General features: G+C 38.8%; 20 protein-coding genes. 7 read left to right on the plus strand and 13 right to left on the minus strand.

Annotated features, from left to right (window positions below):
- Positions 1-1,188 (plus strand): succinyl-diaminopimelate desuccinylase, encoded by a 1,188-nt coding sequence (gene dapE, locus BN2458_RS04795; protein ID WP_034343172.1) that lies wholly within the window; start codon positions 1-3, stop codon positions 1,186-1,188.
- A 33-nt stretch (positions 1,189-1,221) separates the two neighbouring features.
- Positions 1,222-1,863 (plus strand): YhcH/YjgK/YiaL family protein, encoded by a 642-nt coding sequence (locus tag BN2458_RS04800; RefSeq protein ID WP_034343170.1) that lies wholly within the window; start codon positions 1,222-1,224, stop codon positions 1,861-1,863.
- Positions 1,864-1,979: 116 nt separating this feature from the next.
- On the opposite strand, the gene ligA is transcribed toward BN2458_RS04800, so the two are convergent.
- A complete protein-coding gene (gene ligA, locus BN2458_RS04805) occupies positions 1,980-3,938 on the minus strand; it encodes an NAD-dependent DNA ligase LigA (protein ID WP_034343374.1) in 1,959 nt (652 codons plus the stop codon).
- Between the two features lie 101 nt (positions 3,939-4,039).
- Here ligA and BN2458_RS04810 point away from each other — a divergent pair, with 101 nt between their 5' ends.
- The 4 genes from BN2458_RS04810 to BN2458_RS04825 are packed head-to-tail and all read left to right on the plus strand — an operon-like array spanning position 4,040 to position 7,764.
- Positions 4,040-5,008, plus strand: coding sequence for a chemotaxis protein (locus BN2458_RS04810; RefSeq protein WP_034343168.1), 969 nt, complete (start codon positions 4,040-4,042; stop codon positions 5,006-5,008).
- 30 nt (positions 5,009-5,038) lie between these two features.
- Entirely contained in the window at positions 5,039-6,784 is a 1,746-nt protein-coding gene (aspS, locus tag BN2458_RS04815; RefSeq protein WP_034343167.1) for an aspartate--tRNA ligase, read from the plus strand.
- Positions 6,785-6,793: 9 nt separating this feature from the next.
- Complete coding sequence (locus BN2458_RS04820; RefSeq protein WP_034327278.1) at positions 6,794-7,105, plus strand: YbjQ family protein; 312 nt, start codon at positions 6,794-6,796, stop codon at positions 7,103-7,105.
- A 26-nt stretch (positions 7,106-7,131) separates the two neighbouring features.
- On the plus strand, positions 7,132-7,764 hold the full coding sequence (locus tag BN2458_RS04825) for a hypothetical protein (RefSeq protein WP_052082147.1): 633 nt from the start codon (positions 7,132-7,134) through the stop codon (positions 7,762-7,764).
- Positions 7,765-7,895: 131 nt separating this feature from the next.
- Here the strand turns inward: BN2458_RS04825 and BN2458_RS04830 are convergent, their stop codons facing one another.
- The 12 genes from BN2458_RS04830 to BN2458_RS04890 all read right to left on the minus strand — a co-directional run bounded on the left by BN2458_RS04830 (position 7,896) and on the right by BN2458_RS04890 (position 20,222).
- Complete coding sequence (locus tag BN2458_RS04830) at positions 7,896-8,528, minus strand: outer membrane beta-barrel protein (RefSeq protein ID WP_058122057.1); 633 nt, start codon at positions 8,526-8,528, stop codon at positions 7,896-7,898.
- A gap of 486 nt (positions 8,529-9,014) precedes the next feature.
- On the minus strand, positions 9,015-9,578 hold the full coding sequence (gene efp / locus BN2458_RS04840) for an elongation factor P (RefSeq protein WP_034327277.1): 564 nt from the start codon (positions 9,576-9,578) through the stop codon (positions 9,015-9,017).
- Between the two features lie 291 nt (positions 9,579-9,869).
- On the minus strand, positions 9,870-10,235 hold the full coding sequence (locus BN2458_RS04845; RefSeq protein WP_034327276.1) for a hypothetical protein: 366 nt from the start codon (positions 10,233-10,235) through the stop codon (positions 9,870-9,872).
- Positions 10,232-10,681: a tetratricopeptide repeat protein gene (locus tag BN2458_RS04850; RefSeq protein ID WP_034327274.1), complete on the minus strand. Its 450-nt coding sequence runs from the start codon at positions 10,679-10,681 to the stop codon at positions 10,232-10,234. Before BN2458_RS04850 ends, BN2458_RS04845 begins: the two co-directional genes overlap by 4 nt.
- A 165-nt stretch (positions 10,682-10,846) precedes the next feature.
- Complete coding sequence (gene mqo, locus BN2458_RS04855) at positions 10,847-12,331, minus strand: malate dehydrogenase (quinone) (RefSeq protein WP_034327273.1); 1,485 nt, start codon at positions 12,329-12,331, stop codon at positions 10,847-10,849.
- Positions 12,332-12,585: 254 nt separating this feature from the next.
- The gene (gene ubiE / locus BN2458_RS04860; RefSeq protein ID WP_034327271.1) at positions 12,586-13,311 is read right to left on the minus strand and encodes a bifunctional demethylmenaquinone methyltransferase/2-methoxy-6-polyprenyl-1,4-benzoquinol methylase UbiE; all 726 of its coding nucleotides are present in this window, start codon (positions 13,309-13,311) and stop codon (positions 12,586-12,588) included.
- Positions 13,312-13,342: 31 nt separating this feature from the next.
- A complete protein-coding gene (argH, locus tag BN2458_RS04865; RefSeq protein ID WP_034327269.1) occupies positions 13,343-14,749 on the minus strand; it encodes an argininosuccinate lyase in 1,407 nt (468 codons plus the stop codon).
- A gap of 9 nt (positions 14,750-14,758) precedes the next feature.
- Positions 14,759-15,199 (minus strand): protoporphyrinogen oxidase HemJ, encoded by a 441-nt coding sequence (gene hemJ, locus BN2458_RS04870; protein ID WP_034327267.1) that lies wholly within the window; start codon positions 15,197-15,199, stop codon positions 14,759-14,761.
- Positions 15,200-15,348: 149 nt separating this feature from the next.
- Positions 15,349-16,629 carry a hypothetical protein gene (locus tag BN2458_RS04875; protein WP_034342115.1) on the minus strand — a complete coding sequence of 427 codons (1,281 nt, stop codon included), beginning with the start codon at positions 16,627-16,629 and terminating at the stop codon, positions 15,349-15,351.
- A gap of 19 nt (positions 16,630-16,648) precedes the next feature.
- The gene (locus BN2458_RS04880; protein WP_034327263.1) at positions 16,649-17,785 is read right to left on the minus strand and encodes an Opr family porin; all 1,137 of its coding nucleotides are present in this window, start codon (positions 17,783-17,785) and stop codon (positions 16,649-16,651) included.
- 223 nt (positions 17,786-18,008) lie between these two features.
- Positions 18,009-18,983: a radical SAM/SPASM domain-containing protein gene (locus BN2458_RS04885; protein ID WP_034327261.1), complete on the minus strand. Its 975-nt coding sequence runs from the start codon at positions 18,981-18,983 to the stop codon at positions 18,009-18,011.
- Between the two features lie 15 nt (positions 18,984-18,998).
- Positions 18,999-20,222 carry a patatin-like phospholipase family protein gene (locus BN2458_RS04890; protein WP_052082030.1) on the minus strand — a complete coding sequence of 408 codons (1,224 nt, stop codon included), beginning with the start codon at positions 20,220-20,222 and terminating at the stop codon, positions 18,999-19,001.
- Positions 20,223-20,453: 231 nt separating this feature from the next.
- Between BN2458_RS04890 and htpG the strand changes: the two genes are divergently transcribed.
- On the plus strand, positions 20,454-22,310 hold the full coding sequence (gene htpG / locus BN2458_RS04895; protein WP_034327259.1) for a molecular chaperone HtpG: 1,857 nt from the start codon (positions 20,454-20,456) through the stop codon (positions 22,308-22,310).
- The last annotated feature ends 133 nt before the right edge of the window (positions 22,311-22,443 follow it).

A 22,443-nucleotide genomic window follows, 5' to 3' on the forward strand; every position in this document is an offset into this window, starting at 1 on the left:
ATGCCTCTTTCACTTCTACAAGAGCTCATCAAGCGTCCAAGTATCACACCTCAAGAATGCGGGATTTATGAGATTATCCTTGATAAATTAAATTCTCTCATACAAAAGGAACATATTGATACATTCATCATTGAGCAAGAAAAAGAGGGGGTAAAAAATCTCTTTTATCTTATTGCACCTAAAGGTGCAGACAAATCAAATCTGCATCATTTTTGTTTTGCAGGACATATTGATGTTGTGCCAACGGGAGAGGGTTGGGAGTTTGAACCATTTTGTGGGACACAAGATGAAAAGTATATCTATGGACGAGGCACACAAGATATGAAAGGAGGCGTAAGTGCCTTTATATGTGCCGTTTGTAATATTTTAGAATTCCATAATACTTCTTCATTACCCATTATGCTCTCAATCCTTCTTACAAGTGATGAAGAAGGAGAGGGAATCTATGGCACAAAGTTTATGCTTGAAGAGCTTAAAAAACGCGATTTGCTTCCTCATAGCTGCATTGTCGCAGAACCTACAAGCATAAATCGCACAGGCGATATGCTTAAAATCGGTAGACGTGGCTCAATCAATGGCACACTCATCATTGAAGGCAAACAAGGACACGTCGCCTATCCACAAAAATGTATCAATCCCATAGAACTATTAGGGAGCAAGCTTGGTGCATTAGCAGGCATAGAATTAGATAATGGGGATTCTCATTTTGCGCCGAGCAAACTTGTAATTACCGATATTCGAAGCGGTATGGAAGTTGTAAATGTAACACCACAGAATCTCAAAATAATGTTTAATGTGCGTAACTCACCTTTAAGCAATGAAGATTCTATTCGCACATACATTAAGGAAGTTTTTAAAGAAATCCCTTATGAGCTTTCTTTAAAAACAAATTCCTTGCCATTTATTACAGATTCTCAAAGTGCGCTGATTGCCTTACTCCGTGAGAGTATTAAGCGCGTAGCCGATATTACTCCCTCTTTAAGCACAAGTGGTGGCACGAGTGATGCACGATTTTTTGCACAATACGGCATAGATGTCGTAGAACTTGGTGTGCCAAATGATAAAATCCATGCCATCAACGAGCGCGTGAAAATAAGTGATGTTTCCACATTGCACGATGTTTTTGTAGATTTTTTGCAATCATACATAAAGAGTGCTAAAAATCCGCACAACGCACCGCTTGTGTGAAAACATAAGAGGTAAATTTATAAAGGAGTGACAATGGCAATTATTGGCAAACTTACACATTTAGATTGGTTTTTTAAAGCATACCCTGCACTCAATGAGGCAAGGGAATATATGCTTAATGCGCTAGATTCTACAAATGAGATTCACAAAAGAATCATAAGTCTTAAGTTAGAAAATGAGGAGCGCAAAGAAATAACTTATCCACTCTCGCAAAATGTCCGTGCAATCGAGCAAACCTATCGTTTAAAAAGCGCGAAAAATGCCTTTTTTGAAACGCATCGTGCTTTTATTGATTTTCAGCTTGTAGTTGAGGGCTATGAGTTTATGAGGATTGGCGATAGAGAGAGCTTCGAGGTGCAAATCCCCTATGATGAGCGCAAGGATTTAATCGTATATAACAACCTTTTTCCGCATTTCTATACAGAATCTAGCACTTTAAATAAAAATCTGCTAAAATCTCAATCAAAGCTCCCGCTAAAAACAGATTCACACATACCTTATCGCACAAATTTACTTTTACGCGCTGGAGATTTGGCGATATTTTTTCCCGAAGATACTCACGCGGGAGGCTTAGAGCTAAGCAAAGATTCAAATAGCAATACAAGCCCTACATCTCAATATGCACAAGTCAAAAAAAGTGTGCTTAAAGTGCCTGTATGTCTGCTTGGTTTATAGCATTATTCAATCTCGTTTTGCCCTTAAAATATGTCCCAAAAACAAAAGCGCGTTTGCAATGAAAAGCTTTTAGATTCTAAATTTATAGAATCTAAAAGCCTCATATTCCTAAGATATTAAAACTTTATAAGTGCGAGAAACTCCTGCTCATTGAGCGTTTTTACACCTAGAGATTGTGCTTTTTCCAATTTGCTCCCCGCCTTGTCTCCATAAATCACAAAATCCGTCTTTTTACTCACGCTTGAGGCAATTTTTGCACCCTTAGATTCTAAAAGTGCGCTTATCTCATCTCTAGGGCTAGAAAGCGTGCCTGTAAGCACAATCGTTTTATTGTAAAAAGTATGATTTTTGTCATATGTGATAATCTCCACGCAAGGAGTGATGATAGATATTAACTCCTCTATAAGTGCCTTATTTGCGACATTAAACTCTACAAGTGAGCGTGCCATTTCCTCGCCAAAACCATCTAGTGAGAGTATAGAATCTAACTCTAGTTTAAAAGTATCTAGCCCAAAATGTTGAGCGAGTTTCTTACTCGCACCCTCGCCGATATGCTCGATTCCAAGCGCATTGATAAAACGCCATAGCTCCACGCCTATGGTATCTCGTATAGAATCTATAAGATTTTGAGCGCGTTTTTCTTTCCAGCCTTCAAGTTTAAGGAGTTGCTCCAAAGTTAAACTATAAATATCCTTAATGCTTCGTATCATCGCATTTTCGTAGAGTTGGATAACGATTTTTTCACCCAATCCGTCAATATTAAGTGCCTTTTTAGAGGCAAAGTGAATAATAGATTCTATCACCCTAGCTTCACAGCTAAGATTTTGGCATTTGATGAAAATCTCCTCAATCAACAATTCCTCGCCACACACAGGGCAATGTGTAGGTTTAGTAATGGGCTTTTGTGAGCCATCACGCAATGCGGTAAGGGGCTTTATGATTTTAGGTATCACATCGCCACTGCGGATAATAATCACTTCATCGCCTAAACGAATGTCTTTGCGCTCAATTTCACTAAAGTTGTGTAAAGTTGCGCGCGAAATCATCGCTCCCTCAATCTCCACGGGCTTAAGCTCCGCCACAGGCGTGATAAGTCCTGTGCGTCCTACTTGTAAAGTTACAGATAGAATCTTAGAGCTTTTCTCCACTGCGGGAAATTTATACGCACAAGCAAAACGAGGTGATTTTATCGTCCAGCCAAGCTCCTGCTGCAAGGCAATCTCATCAAGCATAATCACCATACCATCAAGCATTATGGGATAATTATTGCGTTTTGAAACAAGCTCACGATACAATGTTGTAATCTCCTCCATATTCTTGCAATGGCGCAAAAAAGGCACAGGTGCAAAGCCGAAATTCCCTATCTCCTGTAATGCCGCATAGAAACTAGAAAATTTCTCAAGCCCCGCGCCAATACCCCAAGGCATAAAGCGCAGTTTGCGTTTGGCTGTGATTTTAGAATCTAGCTGTCTTAAGCTTCCTGCTGCGGCATTGCGTGGGTTTGCAAAAAGGCTAAGATTCTGTTCTAATCGCTCGTTATTTATCGCCTCAAAATCATCTTTTGTGATGATAACTTCCCCGCGCACCTCAATGTCATCTTTAAATGCAATCTCAAGCGGCACACTTTGAATCGTCCTCGCATTTTGTGTTACAAGCTCCCCTTCTATGCCATTTCCTCTTGTAGTGGCACTTATGAGTTTTCCACCACGATAAAGGAGGTTAAGACTTGCCCCATCAAATTTAGGAGAGCAAGTAAAAGTCGCTTGGGCTCGGCTTTTATAGATTCTTTGAATCCACGCACTCAAATCCTCATCATTAAACATATCATCTAAACTCCACATACGCACCAAATGCGTATTTTTGCTAAAAGATTCTAAAGGTGTATCGCCTACGCGCTGTGTGGGGGAGCTGGGGTCCATAAGAGCGGGATTAGTCTTTTCAAACTCTAGCACCTTGTGATAGAGTGTGTCATATTGTTCGTCAGTGGCAATTGGCTCATCAAGCACATAATAATGGTATGCCATTTTTTTGAGAATCTGCACTTGGCTTTTATACTCATCTTTTGTTGTAACAATATCCACGCGATTTATCCTTAAATTTTGAAGTTTATAATGCTTATTTTATGTATTTTGCGATAGAATTGTATCATTTTAGTTTTAAGTTTTGGAGGTAGGCTTTGGCAAAAGCACAAGAATCAATCGACAAAACCACTTCGCTCCACCTCAACAACGAAGTGCAGTTTTTATGCTTCACACTCGAAGAAGAAAAAGATGGCACAAATCAACTCTATGCAATGAATGTGTTTAAAATACGCGAAATTATTTACTATGACAACGAGCTTACTGAAACTGCAGGGGATAATAGCGGTGTTGTGCTAGGCTACCTCACGGTGCGTGATGAGACAATTCCTCTTGTAGATATGAGACGATGGCTCTATTATAGCAAAGAAGATCCAGATAGAGACTTGAGGGAATTTTCACTTAATACTAGAAAAAGTCTTGTAGTTATTTGTAATTTTTCTAACAATACCGTTGGGCTTAAGATTATGGGTGTAAGGCGCATTATCCACAGAAGTTGGCAAGATATTGATACTGGCTCGAATCTCGGCATAGATAGCGATATGAAGATTACGGCTACTACAAAGTATGATGATGGCTCAGTGATACAAATCCTTGATGTAGAAAGAATGCTTACCGAAGCTTTCCCATCAGTAGGTGCTGCGGACGAGCTAGAACTCAATGATTTGGGCAAAATTGTAACCGATAAAATTGTGCTTTTGGCAGAAGATTCTAAACCTGCGGCAAAATCTCTCCAAAAAATCATCGAAACGCTTGATATAGAATACTTTACTTTCCCTAATGGCAAGGCTTTGCTTGATTATCTCCATAATCCGGGAGTGGCTGCAAGAATAGGTGCTATCATTACAGATTTAGAAATGCCTATTATATCGGGCTTTGAAGTGCTTAAAAATATCAAAGAAACGCCAGCGACTTGCCATATACCCGTAATTATTAATTCATCAATGAGTAGTGATAGCAATCATCAAATGGCGGAGCGTCTCAAAGCGGATGGATTCATAACCAAATCTAATCCAGCAGAAGTCGAACAAGCCCTACGCAAGCTTCTTACAGATATGGATTTTTAATCAAATATTTCACTTATAAAAGGCAAAACTATGTTACGAACTCATTTGTGCGCAGAATTAGGAACAGAACATATCGGGCAAGAAGTGCAAGTTTGCGGCTGGTGCAATACTTACAGAGACCACGGAGGTGTAGTTTTTATTGATTTGCGCGATAAAAGTGGTATTGTCCAACTTGTATGCGACCCAAGCACTCAAGCTCACACTATCGCTTCAAGTGTGCGCGATGAATATGTACTCGTTGCAAAAGGTAAAGTAAGAGCAAGAGGTGCAGGACTTGAAAACCCAAAGTTAAAGACAGGTATGATAGAAGTCGTGCTAAACTCACTTATTATTGAAAATAAATCCCCAACCCCACCCATTGCCATAGGCGATGAAAATGTAAATGAGGAGCTAAGGCTTAAATATCGTTATTTGGATTTGCGCTCACCTAAAGCATATAATATATTCAAAATCCGCTCTGATGCAGCTATTGCTACACGTAATAGTTTGCAAAAAATGGGCTTTTTAGAAGTAGAAACGCCTATACTTACAAAAGCCACACCTGAAGGGGCAAGGGATTATCTTGTGCCCTCACGCGTTCATCAAGGTGAGTTTTACGCACTACCCCAAAGCCCACAGCTTTTTAAACAACTCCTTATGATGAGTGGCTTTGACAAATATTTTCAAATCGCAAAATGCTTCCGCGATGAGGATTTACGCGCTGATAGGCAGCCTGAATTTACGCAAATTGACATTGAAATGAGTTTTTGTGAGCAAGAGGATATTATTAGTGTAGCAGAGAATCTACTTAAAGATATTTTTAGTGCGTGCGGTAGGGAGATTGAAATACCTTTTATGCGTATGCCTTATGCACAAGCTATGGAATCTTATGGAAGCGACAAGCCCGATTTACGCTTTTGTATGCCGCTTGTAGAGGTGGGAGATTTGTTTATAGAATCAAGCAATGAGATTTTTAAAAATATCGCACAAGATTCTAAAAACAATCGCATTAAAGCTCTATGCGTCAAAGGTGGAGATACATTCTTTTCACGCAAAAGCTTAGGCGAGGCGGAGGATTTTGTGCGTAAGTTTGGTGCAAAAGGGCTAGCCTATATTCAAGTAAAAGAAAATGAACTCAAAGGTCCTTTAGTCAAATTTATCTCGCAATCTGCACTCAATGAGCTTGTATCGCGCGTAAAAGCAGAGGTTGGCGATATTATTTTCTTTGGCGCAGGAGCTAAAAAAATAGTATGGGATTATATGGGGAGATTGCGTCTTAAAGTTGCTGAAGATATGAAGCTTATTAATGAAAATGAATATAAATTCTTATGGGTGGTGGATTTTCCTATGTTTGAAAAAGATGAGGGTAAAACAAAAGCCCTACATCACCCTTTTACAATGCCAAAAGATTTAAGCAAAGATGATGTAGAGGAGATAGAATCTATTGCCTATGATGTTGTGCTCAATGGCATTGAGCTTGGCGGGGGAAGTATTAGAATCCATAAAGATTCTATCCAAAAGCAAGTTTTTGAGTTACTTGGCATTAGCGATGAGGAGGCAAAAGAGAAATTTGGCTTCTTGCTTGAGGCATTAAGCTTTGGTGCACCTCCACACGGGGGCATTGCTATTGGATTTGATAGACTGATAATGCTTTTAAGCAAGGCGCAAAGTATCCGCGATGTTATCGCATTCCCCAAAACACAAAAGGCGACTTGTCCCCTTACTCAAGCTCCAAGTATAGTGAGCAATGAACAGCTTAAAGAACTTCATATCCGCGTAAAAAATGAACTAAAATAAGGAGGCAATATGAAACTTTATAGTGTTGCTTATATACCACAAAGTTATGAAGTCTTAGGGCTTGTCAAAGGCTCAATGGTGCAGTCAAAGCATATAGGACGCGATATTATGGCGGGGCTTAAGGGCATTGTCGGTGGCGAGATTAAAGGCTATACCGAAATGCTTAATGACGCACGAAATATCGCTACTGAACGTATGATAGAAGAAGCACGCGCCCTTGGAGCAAATGGCATTATCGGTATTTCTTATGTCACTTCATCGCTTATGTCAAATACTTCAGAAGTGCTTGTATATGGCACTGCGGTAAAGATATTATCCTAATATGAAGCTTTTAGAGTGCTAATCCATTGAAATCCTACAAGCCCTCAACTCCCGCAGAGCCAAGCTCCAATGATACAAAGAACAGTGAGAGCGAACGCAAATTCTTCTTTGCTCTCTTTATCTTTATTTTCTATATTGGGGCGTGTATCCTCTTCGTGCTTCTCTATCGCCGCTTTATAGCCCAAGTGCCTATTGACCATCATAGCTTTGTTGAGTTAGTAGGCAGAGCGATAGTGCTAAGCAAGTATCTTATAGCTGTCAATCTGCCTGTGCTGTTTCTTTTTAATCCCAAAATGCAAAGAAGCCATATCGTATTTGGAGTGTGTCTTGCTATTATTATAGTTTTTGTTCTTACAGGATTACATATCACACTTACATTGAGTGTGCAGATTGTTATGATTCCGTGGTTTGTAATATGGCAAAGCTTTGCTATTGTTGGTAGCACACTTAAAGATTTTTTTAAGCACACGCCTCATCTTAAGGCTACGCTTGTGTTTTTTACCATATTAAAAATTATCATAGGTTTTTGCCTTGGGGCACTCTTTTTTGTCCTATGTATCATCTTGCAAATCTATAATTTTGACGGATATGATTTTAGCGGACTAAATTATGGAATCCCTTATCATAAACAAACAATGTTTCAAAGTTTTGGCTTTTAGAATCTTTGGTGCAGATTCTAGCTTTTTAATTTTTGTAAATCTTTTTTGTCTTATTTGTTTCTTTTATTCTTGTTTTTTGAGGCAATGCGCTTTTATAAAGCACAAAGCCTATGCTTCTTTAGATTCTTATCTTAGAAGTTAAAAATATAACGCAGTCCAAGATTATAGTCATATGAAGCTGTCATTTTGATTTTGTTGCCTTGATTATCTCCATCAAAAATAGTAGTTTTTGTAAATGGCACGCGAGCAGCAATTTCTAGCCCATAATGCTTAGCAAACACACTACGCAAACCAAAATTTAAACCTGCACTAAAAGCAGTTTTTTTAACATTTTTTGAATCTGCAATATCCTTACCAATATCTTTACCCCAAGTATTTGCACCTGCTCCAGCTCCTAAGAAAAAACCAAGGTTTGCATTAGGGCGAGCGATAAAATTATAGAGCATATCAATATTTACTCCATAATCCATTAGAGTTCCTCTAAATTTTTGACCCACATCTTTTCCAATTGTATTTACATTTATATAGTAGCGCAATCCAAAGTTAGGAGTAAAGAATTGCTTATAACCAGCAATAAATGCAAAGGTTATGCCATTATAATCTTTCTTACTAATAGTGTCTCCACTAGCATTTAAAATTTTAATATGAGGAGTTCCATAACCTACGGCATTACCTCCAAACACACCACTCTCTTCAGCCACAAGCGGCGAAGCCACAAAAAATAAAATTACAGCCAACCTTGCAAACAATTTTTTTGTTTTCATTGTCAAACCACCCTTTTTTATTTTACAAATGCATAAGCGCTATTCTACCCCCCCCCCCCCCCCCCGATTTTGCTTAAAAGCAAAAGGTTTTTTGAGGTTTATCTATTTTTTTAGAGAAAAAGTAACATTATTTGATAATTTTTATATTTCTATTCTATGCTTGCATTTGAGACATTCACGCACTTGTTTTTTGCGATATTCACGCTCTACGCTTATTCCGCCACATTGCGGACATTTCTCTTTGATAGGCTCAAATTTTGAGATAAAAGTGCATTTTGGATAGCCATTACACGCGATAAATACGAATAAAAATTTTATGGGTGGGGATTATCTATGGATACTTTCATCAAAGCAAAATTTACACTAACAAACTGCCTCGATTTAAAAGTATTGTTTTTGGGATTTAATATCTTTGCAAGTAGCACCAATTTGGGCTACTCATATTGCTGAAACTTATTACTAAGATCCTATGATAGATTCTTAAAACTATTTTACCTTTTCTAAATATTCGCCTGTCTCGGTATTTACCTTGATTTTCTCTCCCTCTAGCACGTGGAAAGGCACTTGCACCACCACACCAGTTTCAAGTGTAGCAGGTTTTTTGCCTCCGCTACTCGTATCGCCTTTGAAGTTTGGTGCAGTCTCGGTAATCACAAGCTCCACCACAAGTGGCACATCGACAGAAATTGCCTTATTATTGTGGAATAGAACCTGCGCATTCATACCATCAATAAGCCATTTTGCCGCATCGCCTACTTGTTCATCGTTTAGCCCTATTTGCTCATAGGTAGCGGTATCCATAAACTGAAACACACCATCATCGTGGTATAAAAACTGCATTGTGTTTTCTTGTAAATTTGGTTCTTCGCATTTATCCCCTGCGTGAAAAGTTTTTTCAATCACTTTGCCATCAAGAAAAGATTTGATTTTTGCCCGCACAAATGCCGCGCCTTTGCCGGGTTTTACGTGCTGATACTCGGTGATTCTATATGGAATCCCATCAATTTCAATCTTTAGTCCTTTTTTGAGTTCGCTCATTCCTATTGCCATTTTGTATCCTTTGAAGTAGTAAAATTGTTCAAAAGCGCGTATTATAGCATTTGAGTAAATTTTTTTCAATTGTAGGGATTTAGACATACTTAAGATTTGTTGAGGGGGATATGCTTACCATAGGGGCAAAAAGATTCCTGCACCTAGGTTGAGCGAAGCAGTGCTTACAAAATCTTCGCTTGGTTTGCCATCAAACATAAATCTGTATGTCCCCTCTATAAAGAATATATGATTTAATGAAAAAACAATTCCAATTTCCCAAAAAAAGGATAAGTGTTTTTAAGCTCTTTGTTAATCACAAATCCACCCATGGCTATACATTCTTGAGCCATAATCAGTTAAAGCACCTCCACCGATAAAGAGTGCGCCATTACTATTTTTATTATAATAGCCCCGACCAACCCTTATATTCCAACCGAGCAATTTTTGTTCAAAGTTTAATCCACTGAGATAAACACCCTCCCAACTGCAGGAGCCGTAGCGATCACCAGTGCATTGAAAATCGTGTTCGCTATCAATTGTCGTAAAGCTATAGTTACCATAAAGGATATTTGCATTTAAATATAAACCGCTTGTTCGTTGCAAAAAGACACCTGCTTTTAGTATATATGGGATTATAAACGAAATCAAATCTCCAGATTTAATACTCTTACTCAAACGAATTGTGCCACTATTGTTGCCATTAGAGATATAAGGTATAGGAACCATATATTTGCAGTTCCTATACCCACATCACCCCCTAAAACAAATCCAAAATGCCAGTCTCTGTTTATTCTTTTTAGTTCTTTATGCTTCTTTTTTGTATATTTCGCACTATCACAAGAGGTATTATTTCCAAGTTTGCAGGCTTTGTTAAAAAACTCATATGATTTTTCATAATCACCTAAATCAAAAGCTTCATTTGCTAATTTGTTACAATCAACCACATCGCCTCCATCACAAGTTCCCTCACCTAGCCTTTTAAAATTTCCTGCTTGCGCTTTTTTCACAACCTTTGAGATATGCCCCTCATCATCCCATGCAACACGTCCAGTTTTTAAATCTGTAAGAATAAAAAGAAAGTCATAATCTATTCGTATATTTTCCCAGCCTAAGATTCCCATTCGCTCGGCGATGTGCTTTCTTGCAATTTTAGTTCTTTACATTTTCTAATCGCCTAAATCCTTATAGTAAAATAAAACGCGTATTATAACAGAAAATCATCGATTTTATCGTGCGTGGGCTTTAAAAAAGCCACTCACACATAGTTTGTGTTGTTCTTGTCGCAGCTAAATAGCACAAAATGGCATTTGTAGAGTTTCCGCAGTTTTTGAACGACACTCATTAAAACGAGTGATATTTTCCTCCATAGAGCGTCCATATGAGGGTACCATTTGCGTAAGTTTTTCTCGCCAATCACTAGAGTTCATCTTATCACCAAAGCATCGTTCAAGCACCTGAAGCATAATATTCACCACGGTTGAAGCACCCGGAGACGCACCGAGCAACGCCGCCAAAGTGCCATCTTGTGAGGTAATCACCTCCGTGCCAAATTGCAAACTTCCTCTGCCATTCGCGTCTTTTTTGATGATTTGCACTCTTTGCCCGGCAAACATCGCTCGCCAATCTTTAAACTCCGCCGCAGGAATAAACACATTGAGCTTTTTCATTCTCTGTCTATCCAGCATTAGAATCTGCTTAATGAGATACACTGTCAAAGGCACATTATCAATTCCCGCCTGAATCATAGGCAAGAGGTTATTTGCGCGCATAGACAAAGGGAAGTCAAAAAAACTGCCGTGTTTCAAAAACTTTGTATTAAATCCCGCATAAGGTCCAAAAAGTAATTCTTTCTTGTCATTAATAATGCGCGTATCCAAGTGTGGCACAGACATAGGTGGGTCGCCAATAGAGGCTTTACCATAGATTTTAGCGTGGTGCTTATCGATAATATCGCGATTTTTACATACGAGCCATAGCCCACCTACAGGGAATCCACCATAACCCCTACCCTCAGGTATCCCACTCTTTTGCAATAATGGAAACGAACCACCACCAGCACCCAAAAATACAAACTTCGTCTTCACTTGTTTTTTTGTGCCATTTTGCTTATCAAGCACATCCAAAAGCCAAGCGTTGCCATCTTTATTAATATCACAGACTTTATGATTTACATAGACATCAAATCCATCTTTTTGGCTAAGCTTGTCCTTAAATTGTCGCACAATCTCGCCAAAATTGACATCACTACCCTCCTCCATATAGGTAACCGCTATACTCTGCTTGTCATCTCGCCCCTCTAGGAGAAGTGGCGCCCATTGTTTGATTTGATCTCTATCCTCGGAATAGTGCATATTTGAAAAAAGTGGGCAAGTTTTGAGCGTTTCATAACGTTGTTTCAAAAAAGACACGATATCATCTACGACAAAGCTAAGATGTGGCACAGGATTCAAAAAAGTTTTAGGCTCTTTGAGAATCCCAACCCGCACACAATATGCCCAAAACTCTTTGCTAAGCTCGTATTGTTGATTAATACTCACAGCCTTTGTAATATCAATACTACCATCTGCCTTTTTAGGTGTGTAGTTTAACTCACAAAAAGATTGATGTCCTGTCCCTGCGTTGTTCCAACACATACTGCTCTCCAACGCCACATCTTCAAGCATTTCATACACGCTTATATGCGCAGAAGGTTGAAGCTCCTTTATCATCGCCGCTAAGGTGAAGCTCATCACACCCCCACCAACCAAAACTATGTCTGCATCTTCACCCATTCTAACCCCTTTCTAAATGCCTATGTGGTATAATAACCAAATCTTTTCTGTCCGCTTTATAAAATGTTTATAAAAAGTAAAATAAAACTATACTTTAGTTACCAAAATCGCTTTTTTATTCTTAATGTTACATTTTTTAGAATCTGCCACTAAAATCTTAACGAATATACCTAGGGCAAAATTCAAAAAACTCATAACACATACGCGAAGCACAACACCAATTAAAATGTGCAGAAGCATATTTTGCAAATCTTTTAGGATTTTATCCCTACATAAAGTGTAGAAATATTTGCACTATATCCTTTCATAAAATAGCTTGTGATGGCACGAGTTTGGAGCTTTTTCTGTAAGGTTTGAGCACTCACAAAATCCTTTATGGAATTTGGCAGGTACTGATATGCGGCGTGATTATGCGAAATCAATCCCCCCACCAAAGGCAGAATCTTGCGTGTATAAAAGCGCATTAACCGCTGCAAAATCCCAACATTTTCATCATTCATAAATTCCAAAATGACGAGCACCCCGCCCTTTTTCAGCACACGCGCAAATTCATCGAGAGCAGAATCTAGTGCCACGACATTGCGCAAACCATAGGCAATTGATAGAATATCCACGCTTTCAGATTCTATATTGAGTGCTTTTGCTTCGCCTATTTCAAGTTTTAGCTTTTCATTGAGTGGAGCAAGCTTTTCTTTTGCGACATCAAGCATACCTTTTGAAGGATCAATGCCGCGCATTTGTTTTATTTGTTTATGTGCTTTTTTTGCCTGATTGTCCCAATGCCACAACATATCGCCGGTGCCACACGCCACATCAAGCACACATTCTATTTCATCTTTGCCTAATGCTTCAAACGCCTTTTTGCAACCCGTTACACGCCAAGTTACATCAATACCCAAGCTCATTACGCGATTTGCTCTATCATAGCTTGGTGCAATTTCATTAAACATATTCACAATTTGCTCTTGTTTATCACTCATCTTATGCCTTATTTAGAATCTAGATTCTTTTTTATACTCTCTTTTGAATCTGTGTCTTATGCTCACTCACAAACGCTCTAAGCTCATCAATCTGTGCGTTAGTCTGCACACTAGAAGTGCCACCAAGTGTATTTCGCGCGTTCATCGAGGATTCTAAATCCAGCACAGATTTTACCCCCGCCTTAATGCGTGAATCAACTTTTAGAATCTCACTCTCATCTAAATCGCTCAAATCCACACCCTTGCTTTCAGCTAAAGCCACCACGCGCCCGGTGATATGATGCGCATCGCGGAATGCTACATTACATTCACGCACTAAAAAATCTGCCAAATCAGTAGCGCTTATATGTCCTTTTTTTGCCATTTTAGCCATATTGTCAGTGCAGACACTCATAGTATCAAGACATTCTTTAGCGATTTTAAGACATATGCTTACATTTTTAAGCGCATCAAATACTCCCTCTTTATCCTCTTGCGTATCTTTATTATAAGCTAAAGGTAAGCCTTTCATCACGCTTAGTAAGCCCATAAGCGCACCATATACACGCCCACTCTTACCGCGCAAAAGTTCGGGGACATCGGGATTTTTTTTCTGCGGCATAATCGAACTTCCTGTCGCATACGCATCACTTAGGGTAATAAAGGCAAATTCTTGAGTGCTCCATAGCACAAGCTCTTCAGCCACACGAGAAAGGTGCATCATCACCATAGAAAGGCTATAAAGCATATCAAGGGCAAAATCTCTATCACTTACAGAATCCATTGCATTAAGCGTAGGTGCGCTAAACCCCAAAATCTCTGCAAGATATACCCTATCATTACCATAAGGAGTGCCAGCTAATGCTCCACTGCCTAATGGGCAAAAGTTATTGCGTTTATAGTCATCTTCCAAACGCTCTATATCGCGTTTAAAATTACACGCCCACGCCACGAGATGAAAGCCAAAATTTACAGGTTGAGCGTGTTGTAAATGAGTCATACCCGGCATAATGCTTTGTGTATGCTCTTTAGCAAGATTCAAAATAGATTCCATAATCTCTAAAAGCAAGGAGCGAATGAAACAATTATATTTTAAAACATACAAACGAAAATCAAGTGCGACTTGGTCGTTGCGACTTCTTGCAGTATGAAGTTTTTTACCTACATCACCAATACACTCTGTAAGAGCAGATTCTATTGCCATATGTATATCTTCATCACTTGCTTTAAATTGAAAATGACCCTCTTCTATATCCTGCGCGATTTTTGTAAGTCCATCTAAAATAAGCTCCACTTCATTAGGCTGCAAAACACCGATTTTACCGAGCATTTGCGCGTGAGCTTTTGAACCAGCTATATCCTCGCGCCATAGTGCATTGTCAAAGAAAATCGAAGCATTAAATTCCTCTAAAAGTGAGCTAGATTCTTGGCTAAATCGCCCTCCCCATAACTTCGCCATTACATTTCTCTATATAGGTTTGCACACTGTCAAAATAGCAATGATGATAAGCAAAATAGTGGGTATCTCATTAAAAAATCGAAAGAATTTGTGGTTTTTTGTGCAAGAAGCATTCCCCAAAGTTTTTATAAAGTATCCACACATAAAATGATAGATAATGAGACAGAATACACATACAAGCTTGATATGAAGCCACAAACCAGATTCAGATACTTTAAGAAAGACAGGATTTAACACAATCATTGTTATTCCCGTAAGTAAAGTAAGCACAAACGCAGGCATACCTATATATTTATAAAGTCGTAACTCTTGTAATTTTACGATATTTATAAAAGATTCGTTATCACGATGTTGCGCGTGATACACAAATAAACGCGGAAGATAAAATAACATTGCCATCCAAGAAACAAGCATAATGATATGAAATGCCTTAATGTATAAAAACTCCATTTTTGCTCCTTAAGCTCTAATAAAATTACTATTATACATTAACTTTTAAGGAAATTTGTAAGTTTGCTGCTTTATTTGCAGTTTATAATGGAGAGAAGAAAGAATAAGGCTAGAGACAACCCTCTAGCCTTTGAAAGTTTCAAAGGATTTTAGAATCCAAATTTAGCAAATGCAAGAGCTGAATGCTGCCATTTATCATTAGATACAGCATTGTAGAAAGGACTTCCTTTACCTGTCCCAACATATCCAGCACCTACTGAGAAATACATATTATCGCCATTTGTCCAAAGTTTTACTGAACCAACCGCAGAAAGCTCTTCGTAATCACCGCCAGCATAGAGCAAATCAAGTGCAACGCGTTTTGCTTCTACACCACCAAATACATACCAAGTGCTATGGTTATTTAGACCACTTCCTCCTAGATAAGCACCATAGCCTGCGCCGCTTAAGCCACCACGATAGCCATAGAATCTTGCTCTATCACCAAAATTTAAAAGATGGGCATCTTTGTTTTGGCTTACATATCCGGCTCCGAGCTTCCAAATATCATTAAATCGTAATTCCTCATCAACCCAAAAAGTTACTCCGTTTGTGTTCTTGCCCTTGCCTACTATATTATTTGTGCCATAAATACCTCGTAATGTAGTGATTGATTTGAGATTCCCACTACCAAGCTCGAGTTGCGCCTTTGCTCCAGCATTTAATATATCATCTGTGCCTAGACTATTTTTTGTTGTGTCGATAGAAGTGTTCATATCAGTGAGATAAGCCACAAAAGGTGAAACCTTTAACATACCAAAATCAAAATCCAACCCTGCACTTACAAGCTCACCAATTTTTGTGCTACTCTTATAATTTTGATAAGTATTAAAGCTTGAAAGTTCATAACCCATTCTATTATAGGCTTGTCCCGCACCAAGTTGAGAGTTTCTCCAATATGCCCAAAAGCTCACTGCCTTGCTACCGACATTGAGTGCAGCACCTTGCACATTGCCATAAATCCAATCTACGCCTGTATAATTTTTACCATCTTTGCCAAGATAAAACTGCCCCATATCAAAGCGTCCAAGAATAAAGCTTAAACTTCCACCATCATAGCGCAAATACGCATCGGACACATCACCATTTTTAGGAATAGCAATATCGCCTACATAATTATTTTGATGTCCTGTGGTATAGAATGGATATGCACCCCAACCACCAAGTCCCACGCTAAGAGATTGACTTAAACCAAGCTCAATTCCAACTCTTGCACTTACATCAGCATAAGCTCGTTGCACTTCTTTGCCATTTTTATCAGTAGTAGGCAACCCGCCAAACCCTTGATGATAAAAAGCACCTAAATGCCCAAATGGAATAACTTCTACAGCATTTGCACTCATTGCCAAAGCCGAAGCTGCAACAAGTGAAACATATACTACTTTCTTCATTTTGTCTCCTTATAAGTTTTTAAAAACTAACTTGTCCAAAAAGACGAGTTAGGAGATAATTCCTGCCATCGTTAGCAAAAACAGAATCATCTAGTGTAAAATCGGCATTATTTATCATTCCTATAACTTTAACACCCACTTTTATATTACTTTGTGGCTCAGATATCAATCCAACTTCCCAGTTAAAAATATTTTTTGTGCTAATAGAAGTGTGTCGTATAGCCGCATCAAGCTGCACATACTTTTTTAAATCATATTCCAAGAATCCATACAATGTGGTAGCATTATTATAAAATAAACCTTCTCGCCTTTCAAAGTAGCTACTTTGCCCAAAAGCATCAATGCCCCTTGCGCCACTTTTATTCATAGAGATGACGCCTCCACCAGCATTAATACCAGCCCATTTTGCGCCACCTTCTAACCATACAAAACCACCATCGCCACTTGTTCTTGAACCATCAATGACCTTATCATTTTTACCCGAAAATCCAAGAAAATGCATTTTTCCATAGAGAGTAAAGCTACCTGCAGGGACAGCCACTAGGACTTTTAATCCAAATGATACAAAATCATTTGGAGCCGTATATACATAAGGTGTAACCTGCAATGGAGAATTTGGCAAAATAAGGGACGCGCCTAGATACATTGCACCTACATCGCCAAATGGATTATAGAAGTTTGCCACGCGATAATTTGTAACATACGCATTTTTCCACGCCCAAATAAAATCAACCTGTAAATTTTCTATATCTTCATACTTTACCGCCGCTCCTTGTGTGTAGTGCTTTATCCACTCGCTATCGGTTTTAAATCTCCCAGCATATATACTAATGCGTCCGGGATTCACAAAACTTGCATTAAGTTCTGTCAAGACAAAGCCATCTTTTACTTGAGAAAAATCCCCTGTGTGTGCTTGGTAGAGTTTTGTTGCAGCCCACATAGAAGTGCCCAGCCCAATGCCATGATACCTTTGCGTTTGATACGCAAGTGAGACATTTGCATCGACAAAGCTCGGTGCGCCACCCGTCATACCTTGATAATACAACCCCATATGCCCGCTTGGACGACCAGTAAGAAGCAAACGCGCCCAATCAACTGCATTTGCAACCTCAATAAATCCAAATACACAGGCAAGAATCAAGATTATTCTTTTCATAAAATCCCTTTTAGCATAGATATTCTAATTCCTTTTAGAATCTGCATTACCTCTGTATCCAGCAAAAATAATTCCATAAGTTTGCAAAAGTCATAAAATGTGCAAAATAGAGAGTAGAGCTAGTAGAGAATCTTAGAGGATTGAGCGGAGCAAGATTATATTTTTATAATCACGCTATCGTGCATACACAAGTGCTTTCGCGTAGATTTTAATACATAAGAATCTACAAAATATCTTTATACCCGCAGTTTTTGCAGAGATCACAAGGTGCTATGCCCTCTTTGAGTAAATGCCTAAATCCCTTAAAAGAGGGGGATTCTAAAATATTTTTTATGCTTTGCTCTTTCACATTGCCAAAACTCGCCTTGCCTTTGTAATCAATACAGCAAGGCACAAGCTCCCCATTGCTTAGCACTCCACACTGCTTTATCGCACCATAGCACAATGGTTTGCGCGGATTTTTTTCCTCTCTTTGTGTTTTAGAATCTTTAAAAATTTTGCAATCTTTAGATTCTATCTCTACTTGATTATGAGAATCTAACCCACCGCGCATAGTATCCACCTTTTTTATATCCTCTTGCTCCCAGCTAAAGCTACGCGTAGCGTTTAGAAAAATCTTTGGTGCAAGTTTTATGCGAATATCTCTCCCTGCTAAAAACTGCTCCAAAACATAAGCGGATAAACCAAAAAAGCTTCTTATAGATTCTAAAATCATATTAAAATCTCTACTTTTTTGCAAAATATCATTTTGATGGAGGCGGAGATTGATAAAAATAGGTGAATTTGCGTGTATGCACGCCTCACAAAAGCTTAAGATTCTATACAAATGTGATGTATGAAGCAAAAGTGGATTTGCCAAAAATGCACTTAAAGAGAATGAAACCTGCACAAAAGGCTCTTGCAGCAAAAGTTCAAAATGTCGCTCTTTCAAAAATAAGCCGGTAGTTACCAAATCGATTTTAAGATGATAAGAATGCGCAATTTGTGTATAGTCCTCAAAGTTTTTCACGCTCAGCGGATCGCCAAGTATGTGAAAGCACGCGCGCTTTGTTTTGCCCTCTATTTGCCTACATATAGATTCAAAAACTTCCTTTTGCATTGCTCCACGCACACTTTTGCGCGAGTGGCTAGGGCAAAAAGTGCAGTTTAGCCCACAATAATCGCTTATCTCAATGTAAAATTTTTCAAATTGCGCCATTTTGATATGTCTTGTCTATAAATAGCGAGAAAATAGGCTAAAAAATGCCCAAAGCAACGCGCTATCGCTATTTTGTGTGCTTAGCTCATCTATGTCAAAATGCTTCAAATGATGATTTTTTAGCTTCGTGCAAACCTCCTCTAGCTCGTAGATTCTAGTATATGGAAAGGCTTTAGAATCTGTCATTATGGTTTCTATCAAATGCAAAGCAAGGTGATATGGGCTGTGGTGCGTTATTTCACTTGTTTCACTCGCACATACACGCTCAATATGCGAGATATAGGGCGATTCTTCACTTAAGAGTTGCAGAATCTTGCTTGAAAGTGCAGGGGAAAAAACCTCAAACGCCTTATGGAGACTAAAGGGTAAAGCTTTTGTATTGCTAATCTCACTATGGAGCATAAAACAAAGTGCCTCCTCAAACGCAAAGGCGCATTTCTGCATAAACTCCTTGCAGATTCTAAAGCTATACGCCCTACCCCACAACCTCCCAAAGCTTTTAAGCGTATCAAGGTAGCCAAGTTCTATATTTTCATCAATGCTATGTTTATCAAAATCAAGCATTCCACCAAGCGGCATAAGAGGCTGTATCGTCCTCACAAGCGGGTGATTACTATAAATATGCGGATTTGGATTAAGCGCGATAGCAATAACTCGCTGTGCGCCGAGTGCAAAGGCAAAATTTACAGGCAAATTATCATAGTATCCCCCATCAATATAGCCCTCCCCCTCAATCTCACACACGGGAAATGCCGGAAAGCACGAAGCGGAAGCGAGTAGCCATAGCGCAAGATTTTTAGCATTTAGCTCATTCTTTGCCTTTTCTATCGGGCTAAATGAGGGGAGCTTCACGCTCACTAAACCATAATCAATAGGTGAGCTAAAAAATGTGCTATCCACCATAGATTCTATAATTTTCTTAAGTGGAGTAATATCCATACCCTTGTGATTTGCATAGCTTTTCAAAAAAGGGAGGAGTTTGTCAAGATTCTGTTTATAGTAGTTTAAATCCGTGCGTAGATTCAAACCATTAAGCGCAACTTTTTCAATATCAATCTCGCGCCACAGCCTCAAAGCCCTCTCATAATCCCCCTGCACCATCATCGCACCATTAAATGCCCCTATACTCGTGCCCGTAATGATTTGATACTCTATGCCAATCTCTCTTAGCCCTCGCCACGCACCGATGTGGTACGCACCCTTTGAACCGCCACCACCAAGCACGATAGCTATTTTCATCGCTACTCCTTAGGTTTTGCATTATGATATTTTCTTTGCATTATTGATAATTTTAGAATCTAGTGAGAGAGATTATATCACAAGCTTTTTAAGCATTTATATATCATTAGGATACTAAATAATTTTTATATGAATTAACTCATAAAAGTTTATAATATTAATATAAACTTTACACAAATTTATCATTTTCTGCTATGATTGCCAATTTATTTTTGATTCTAAGGAGAAAAAATGGCAACAAAACATCAATTTGAAACTGAGATTACACAGCTTTTAGATTTAATGATACATTCATTGTATTCACATAAAGAGATTTTTTTGCGAGAACTTATCAGCAACGCCTCTGACGCGCTCGATAAACTCTCTTATCTCACACTTACACAGGATAATCTTAAATCACTCGCCTTTGATGCGCGCATTGATATATCTTTTGATGAGGAGAAAAAAACGATTACAATCGAGGATAATGGCGTGGGTATGAACGAAGCGGATATGAAAGAACATCTAGGCATTATAGCAAAATCCGGCACAAAGAGCTTCCTAGCCCAACTTAGTGGCGATAAGAAAAAAGATTCTGCACTTATTGGGCAGTTTGGCGTGGGCTTTTACTCTGCGTTTATGGTGGCACATCGTGTCGTGGTAGAAAGTAAAAAAGCCGGTGAAGAAAAGGCATACGCGTGGGTGAGTGAGGGCAAAGGCGAGTATGAGCTCGGAGAGTGCATTAAGGATACTCAAGGCACAAAAATCACGCTTTATTTGCGCGAAGATGAGGCGCATTTTGCCTCTAAGTGGGAGATTGAAAGCATTATCCATAAATATTCTGAGCATATTGCTTTCCCTATTTTCCTCCATTTTACTGAATCTAGCTTCGAGGGCGAGGGCGATAACAGACAGGAGAAAAAAGAAGATAAAGTCTCACAAGTCAATACTGCTAAAGCTTTGTGGAAAATTCCAAAAGCCGAGCTTAAAGAGAATGATTACAAAGAATTTTATGCCACACTCACACACGATAACAACGAGCCTATGAGGTGGATTCACACAAAAGTCGAGGGAAATTTAGAATACACCACTCTTTTTTATATCCCTAAAAAAGCTCCGTTTGACCTCTATCGTGTGGATTACCAATCTGGCGTAAAACTCTATGTCAAGCGCGTATTTATCACTGATGATGACAAGGAGCTTTTGCCACCATACTTGCGTTTTGTGCGTGGGGTGATAGACAGCGAGGATTTACCACTTAATGTGAGTCGAGAAATTTTGCAACAAAACAAGATTCTAGCCAATATCAAATCCGCCTCCACAAAGAAGATTCTAGGTGAAATAGCAAATATCGCAAAAAAAGATGAGGAATACAAAGATTTCTATAAAGAATTTGGTAAAGTGCTTAAAGAGGGCTTATATAGCGACTATGAAAACAAAGAGAAAATTTTAGAACTTTTACGCTTTGATAGCTTCAAGGTAGAGAATCTCTCGCTCAAAGCCTACAAAGACGCAATGAGTAGCGAGCAAAAGAGTATCTATTATATACTAGGCGAAAATAAAGATTCACTCAAAAATGCACCTCTGCTTGAAAAATTCGCACAAAAAGGCTTTGATGTATTGCTTTTAAGCGATGAGATTGACGCGGTGGTTATGCCAATGGTGGGCGAGTATGACAAAACGCCCCTAAGGAGCATTAACTCCAAAGAGGCATTAGAGGAGCTAGGGGAAGATTCTATCCCTGAAGAAATTCAAAAGGCTTTTGAAGGGGTTGTGAAAGGATTTAAAGACGCGCTAGGAGGGCAAATAGCCGAAGTGAAACTCTCCACCCTAGGCGAAGCTCCACTCACGCTTATTAAAGAGGATTCTAATCCTATGATGGCAAATCTTATGGCACAAATGGGGCAAAAAATGCCAGAATCTAAGCCAACTATTGAGCTAAACATCACACATAGCATTTTTGAAAAGCTTAAAAACGCACAAGAGGACAAAATCAAACAAAGTGCACTTTTGCTCTTTGGGGCTGCGGTAGTGCTTGAGGGTGGTGCGCTAGAGAATGCGAAAACTTTTAATGCACAGCTCAATGATTTGATTTTAAGAAGTCTATAAGCTTATGGCTAACGCGCTTTAGATTTTGCAATAATTTATAGAATCTAAAAAGAATAAATCGCGCGTTTTGCTCTCCTCACGCAAAGCCAAACATACCAGATTCAATAAGCTACAGAATCTAGGTATGCTTAAT

The organism is Helicobacter typhlonius, assembly GCF_001460635.1.
GTDB lineage: Bacteria > Campylobacterota > Campylobacteria > Campylobacterales > Helicobacteraceae > Helicobacter_C > Helicobacter_C typhlonius.

Excerpts from the sequence above, each read along its gene's own strand:
- ubiE (WP_034327271.1), bottom strand. The coding sequence starts at position 13,311 with ATGAGTGATAAACAAGAGCAAATTGTGAATATGTTTAATGAAATTGCA.
- hemJ (WP_034327267.1), bottom strand. The coding sequence starts at position 15,199 with ATGGAGTTTTTATACATTAAGGCATTTCATATCATTATGCTTGTTTCT.
- argH (WP_034327269.1), bottom strand. The coding sequence starts at position 14,749 with ATGGCGAAGTTATGGGGAGGGCGATTTAGCCAAGAATCTAGCTCACTT.
- BN2458_RS04800 (WP_034343170.1), top strand. The coding sequence starts at position 1,222 with ATGGCAATTATTGGCAAACTTACACATTTAGATTGGTTTTTTAAAGCA.
- BN2458_RS04830 (WP_058122057.1), bottom strand. The coding sequence starts at position 8,528 with ATGAAAACAAAAAAATTGTTTGCAAGGTTGGCTGTAATTTTATTTTTT.
- htpG (WP_034327259.1), top strand. The coding sequence starts at position 20,454 with ATGGCAACAAAACATCAATTTGAAACTGAGATTACACAGCTTTTAGAT.
- BN2458_RS04820 (WP_034327278.1), top strand. The coding sequence starts at position 6,794 with ATGAAACTTTATAGTGTTGCTTATATACCACAAAGTTATGAAGTCTTA.
- BN2458_RS04875 (WP_034342115.1), bottom strand. The coding sequence starts at position 16,629 with ATGAAGAAAGTAGTATATGTTTCACTTGTTGCAGCTTCGGCTTTGGCA.
- efp (WP_034327277.1), bottom strand. The coding sequence starts at position 9,578 with ATGGCAATAGGAATGAGCGAACTCAAAAAAGGACTAAAGATTGAAATT.
- BN2458_RS04880 (WP_034327263.1), bottom strand. The coding sequence starts at position 17,785 with ATGAAAAGAATAATCTTGATTCTTGCCTGTGTATTTGGATTTATTGAG.
- BN2458_RS04885 (WP_034327261.1), bottom strand. The coding sequence starts at position 18,983 with ATGGCGCAATTTGAAAAATTTTACATTGAGATAAGCGATTATTGTGGG.
- dapE (WP_034343172.1), top strand. The coding sequence starts at position 1 with ATGCCTCTTTCACTTCTACAAGAGCTCATCAAGCGTCCAAGTATCACA.
- BN2458_RS04850 (WP_034327274.1), bottom strand. The coding sequence starts at position 10,681 with ATGGGAATCTTAGGCTGGGAAAATATACGAATAGATTATGACTTTCTT.
- mqo (WP_034327273.1), bottom strand. The coding sequence starts at position 12,331 with ATGGGTGAAGATGCAGACATAGTTTTGGTTGGTGGGGGTGTGATGAGC.
- aspS (WP_034343167.1), top strand. The coding sequence starts at position 5,039 with ATGTTACGAACTCATTTGTGCGCAGAATTAGGAACAGAACATATCGGG.
- BN2458_RS04890 (WP_052082030.1), bottom strand. The coding sequence starts at position 20,222 with ATGAAAATAGCTATCGTGCTTGGTGGTGGCGGTTCAAAGGGTGCGTAC.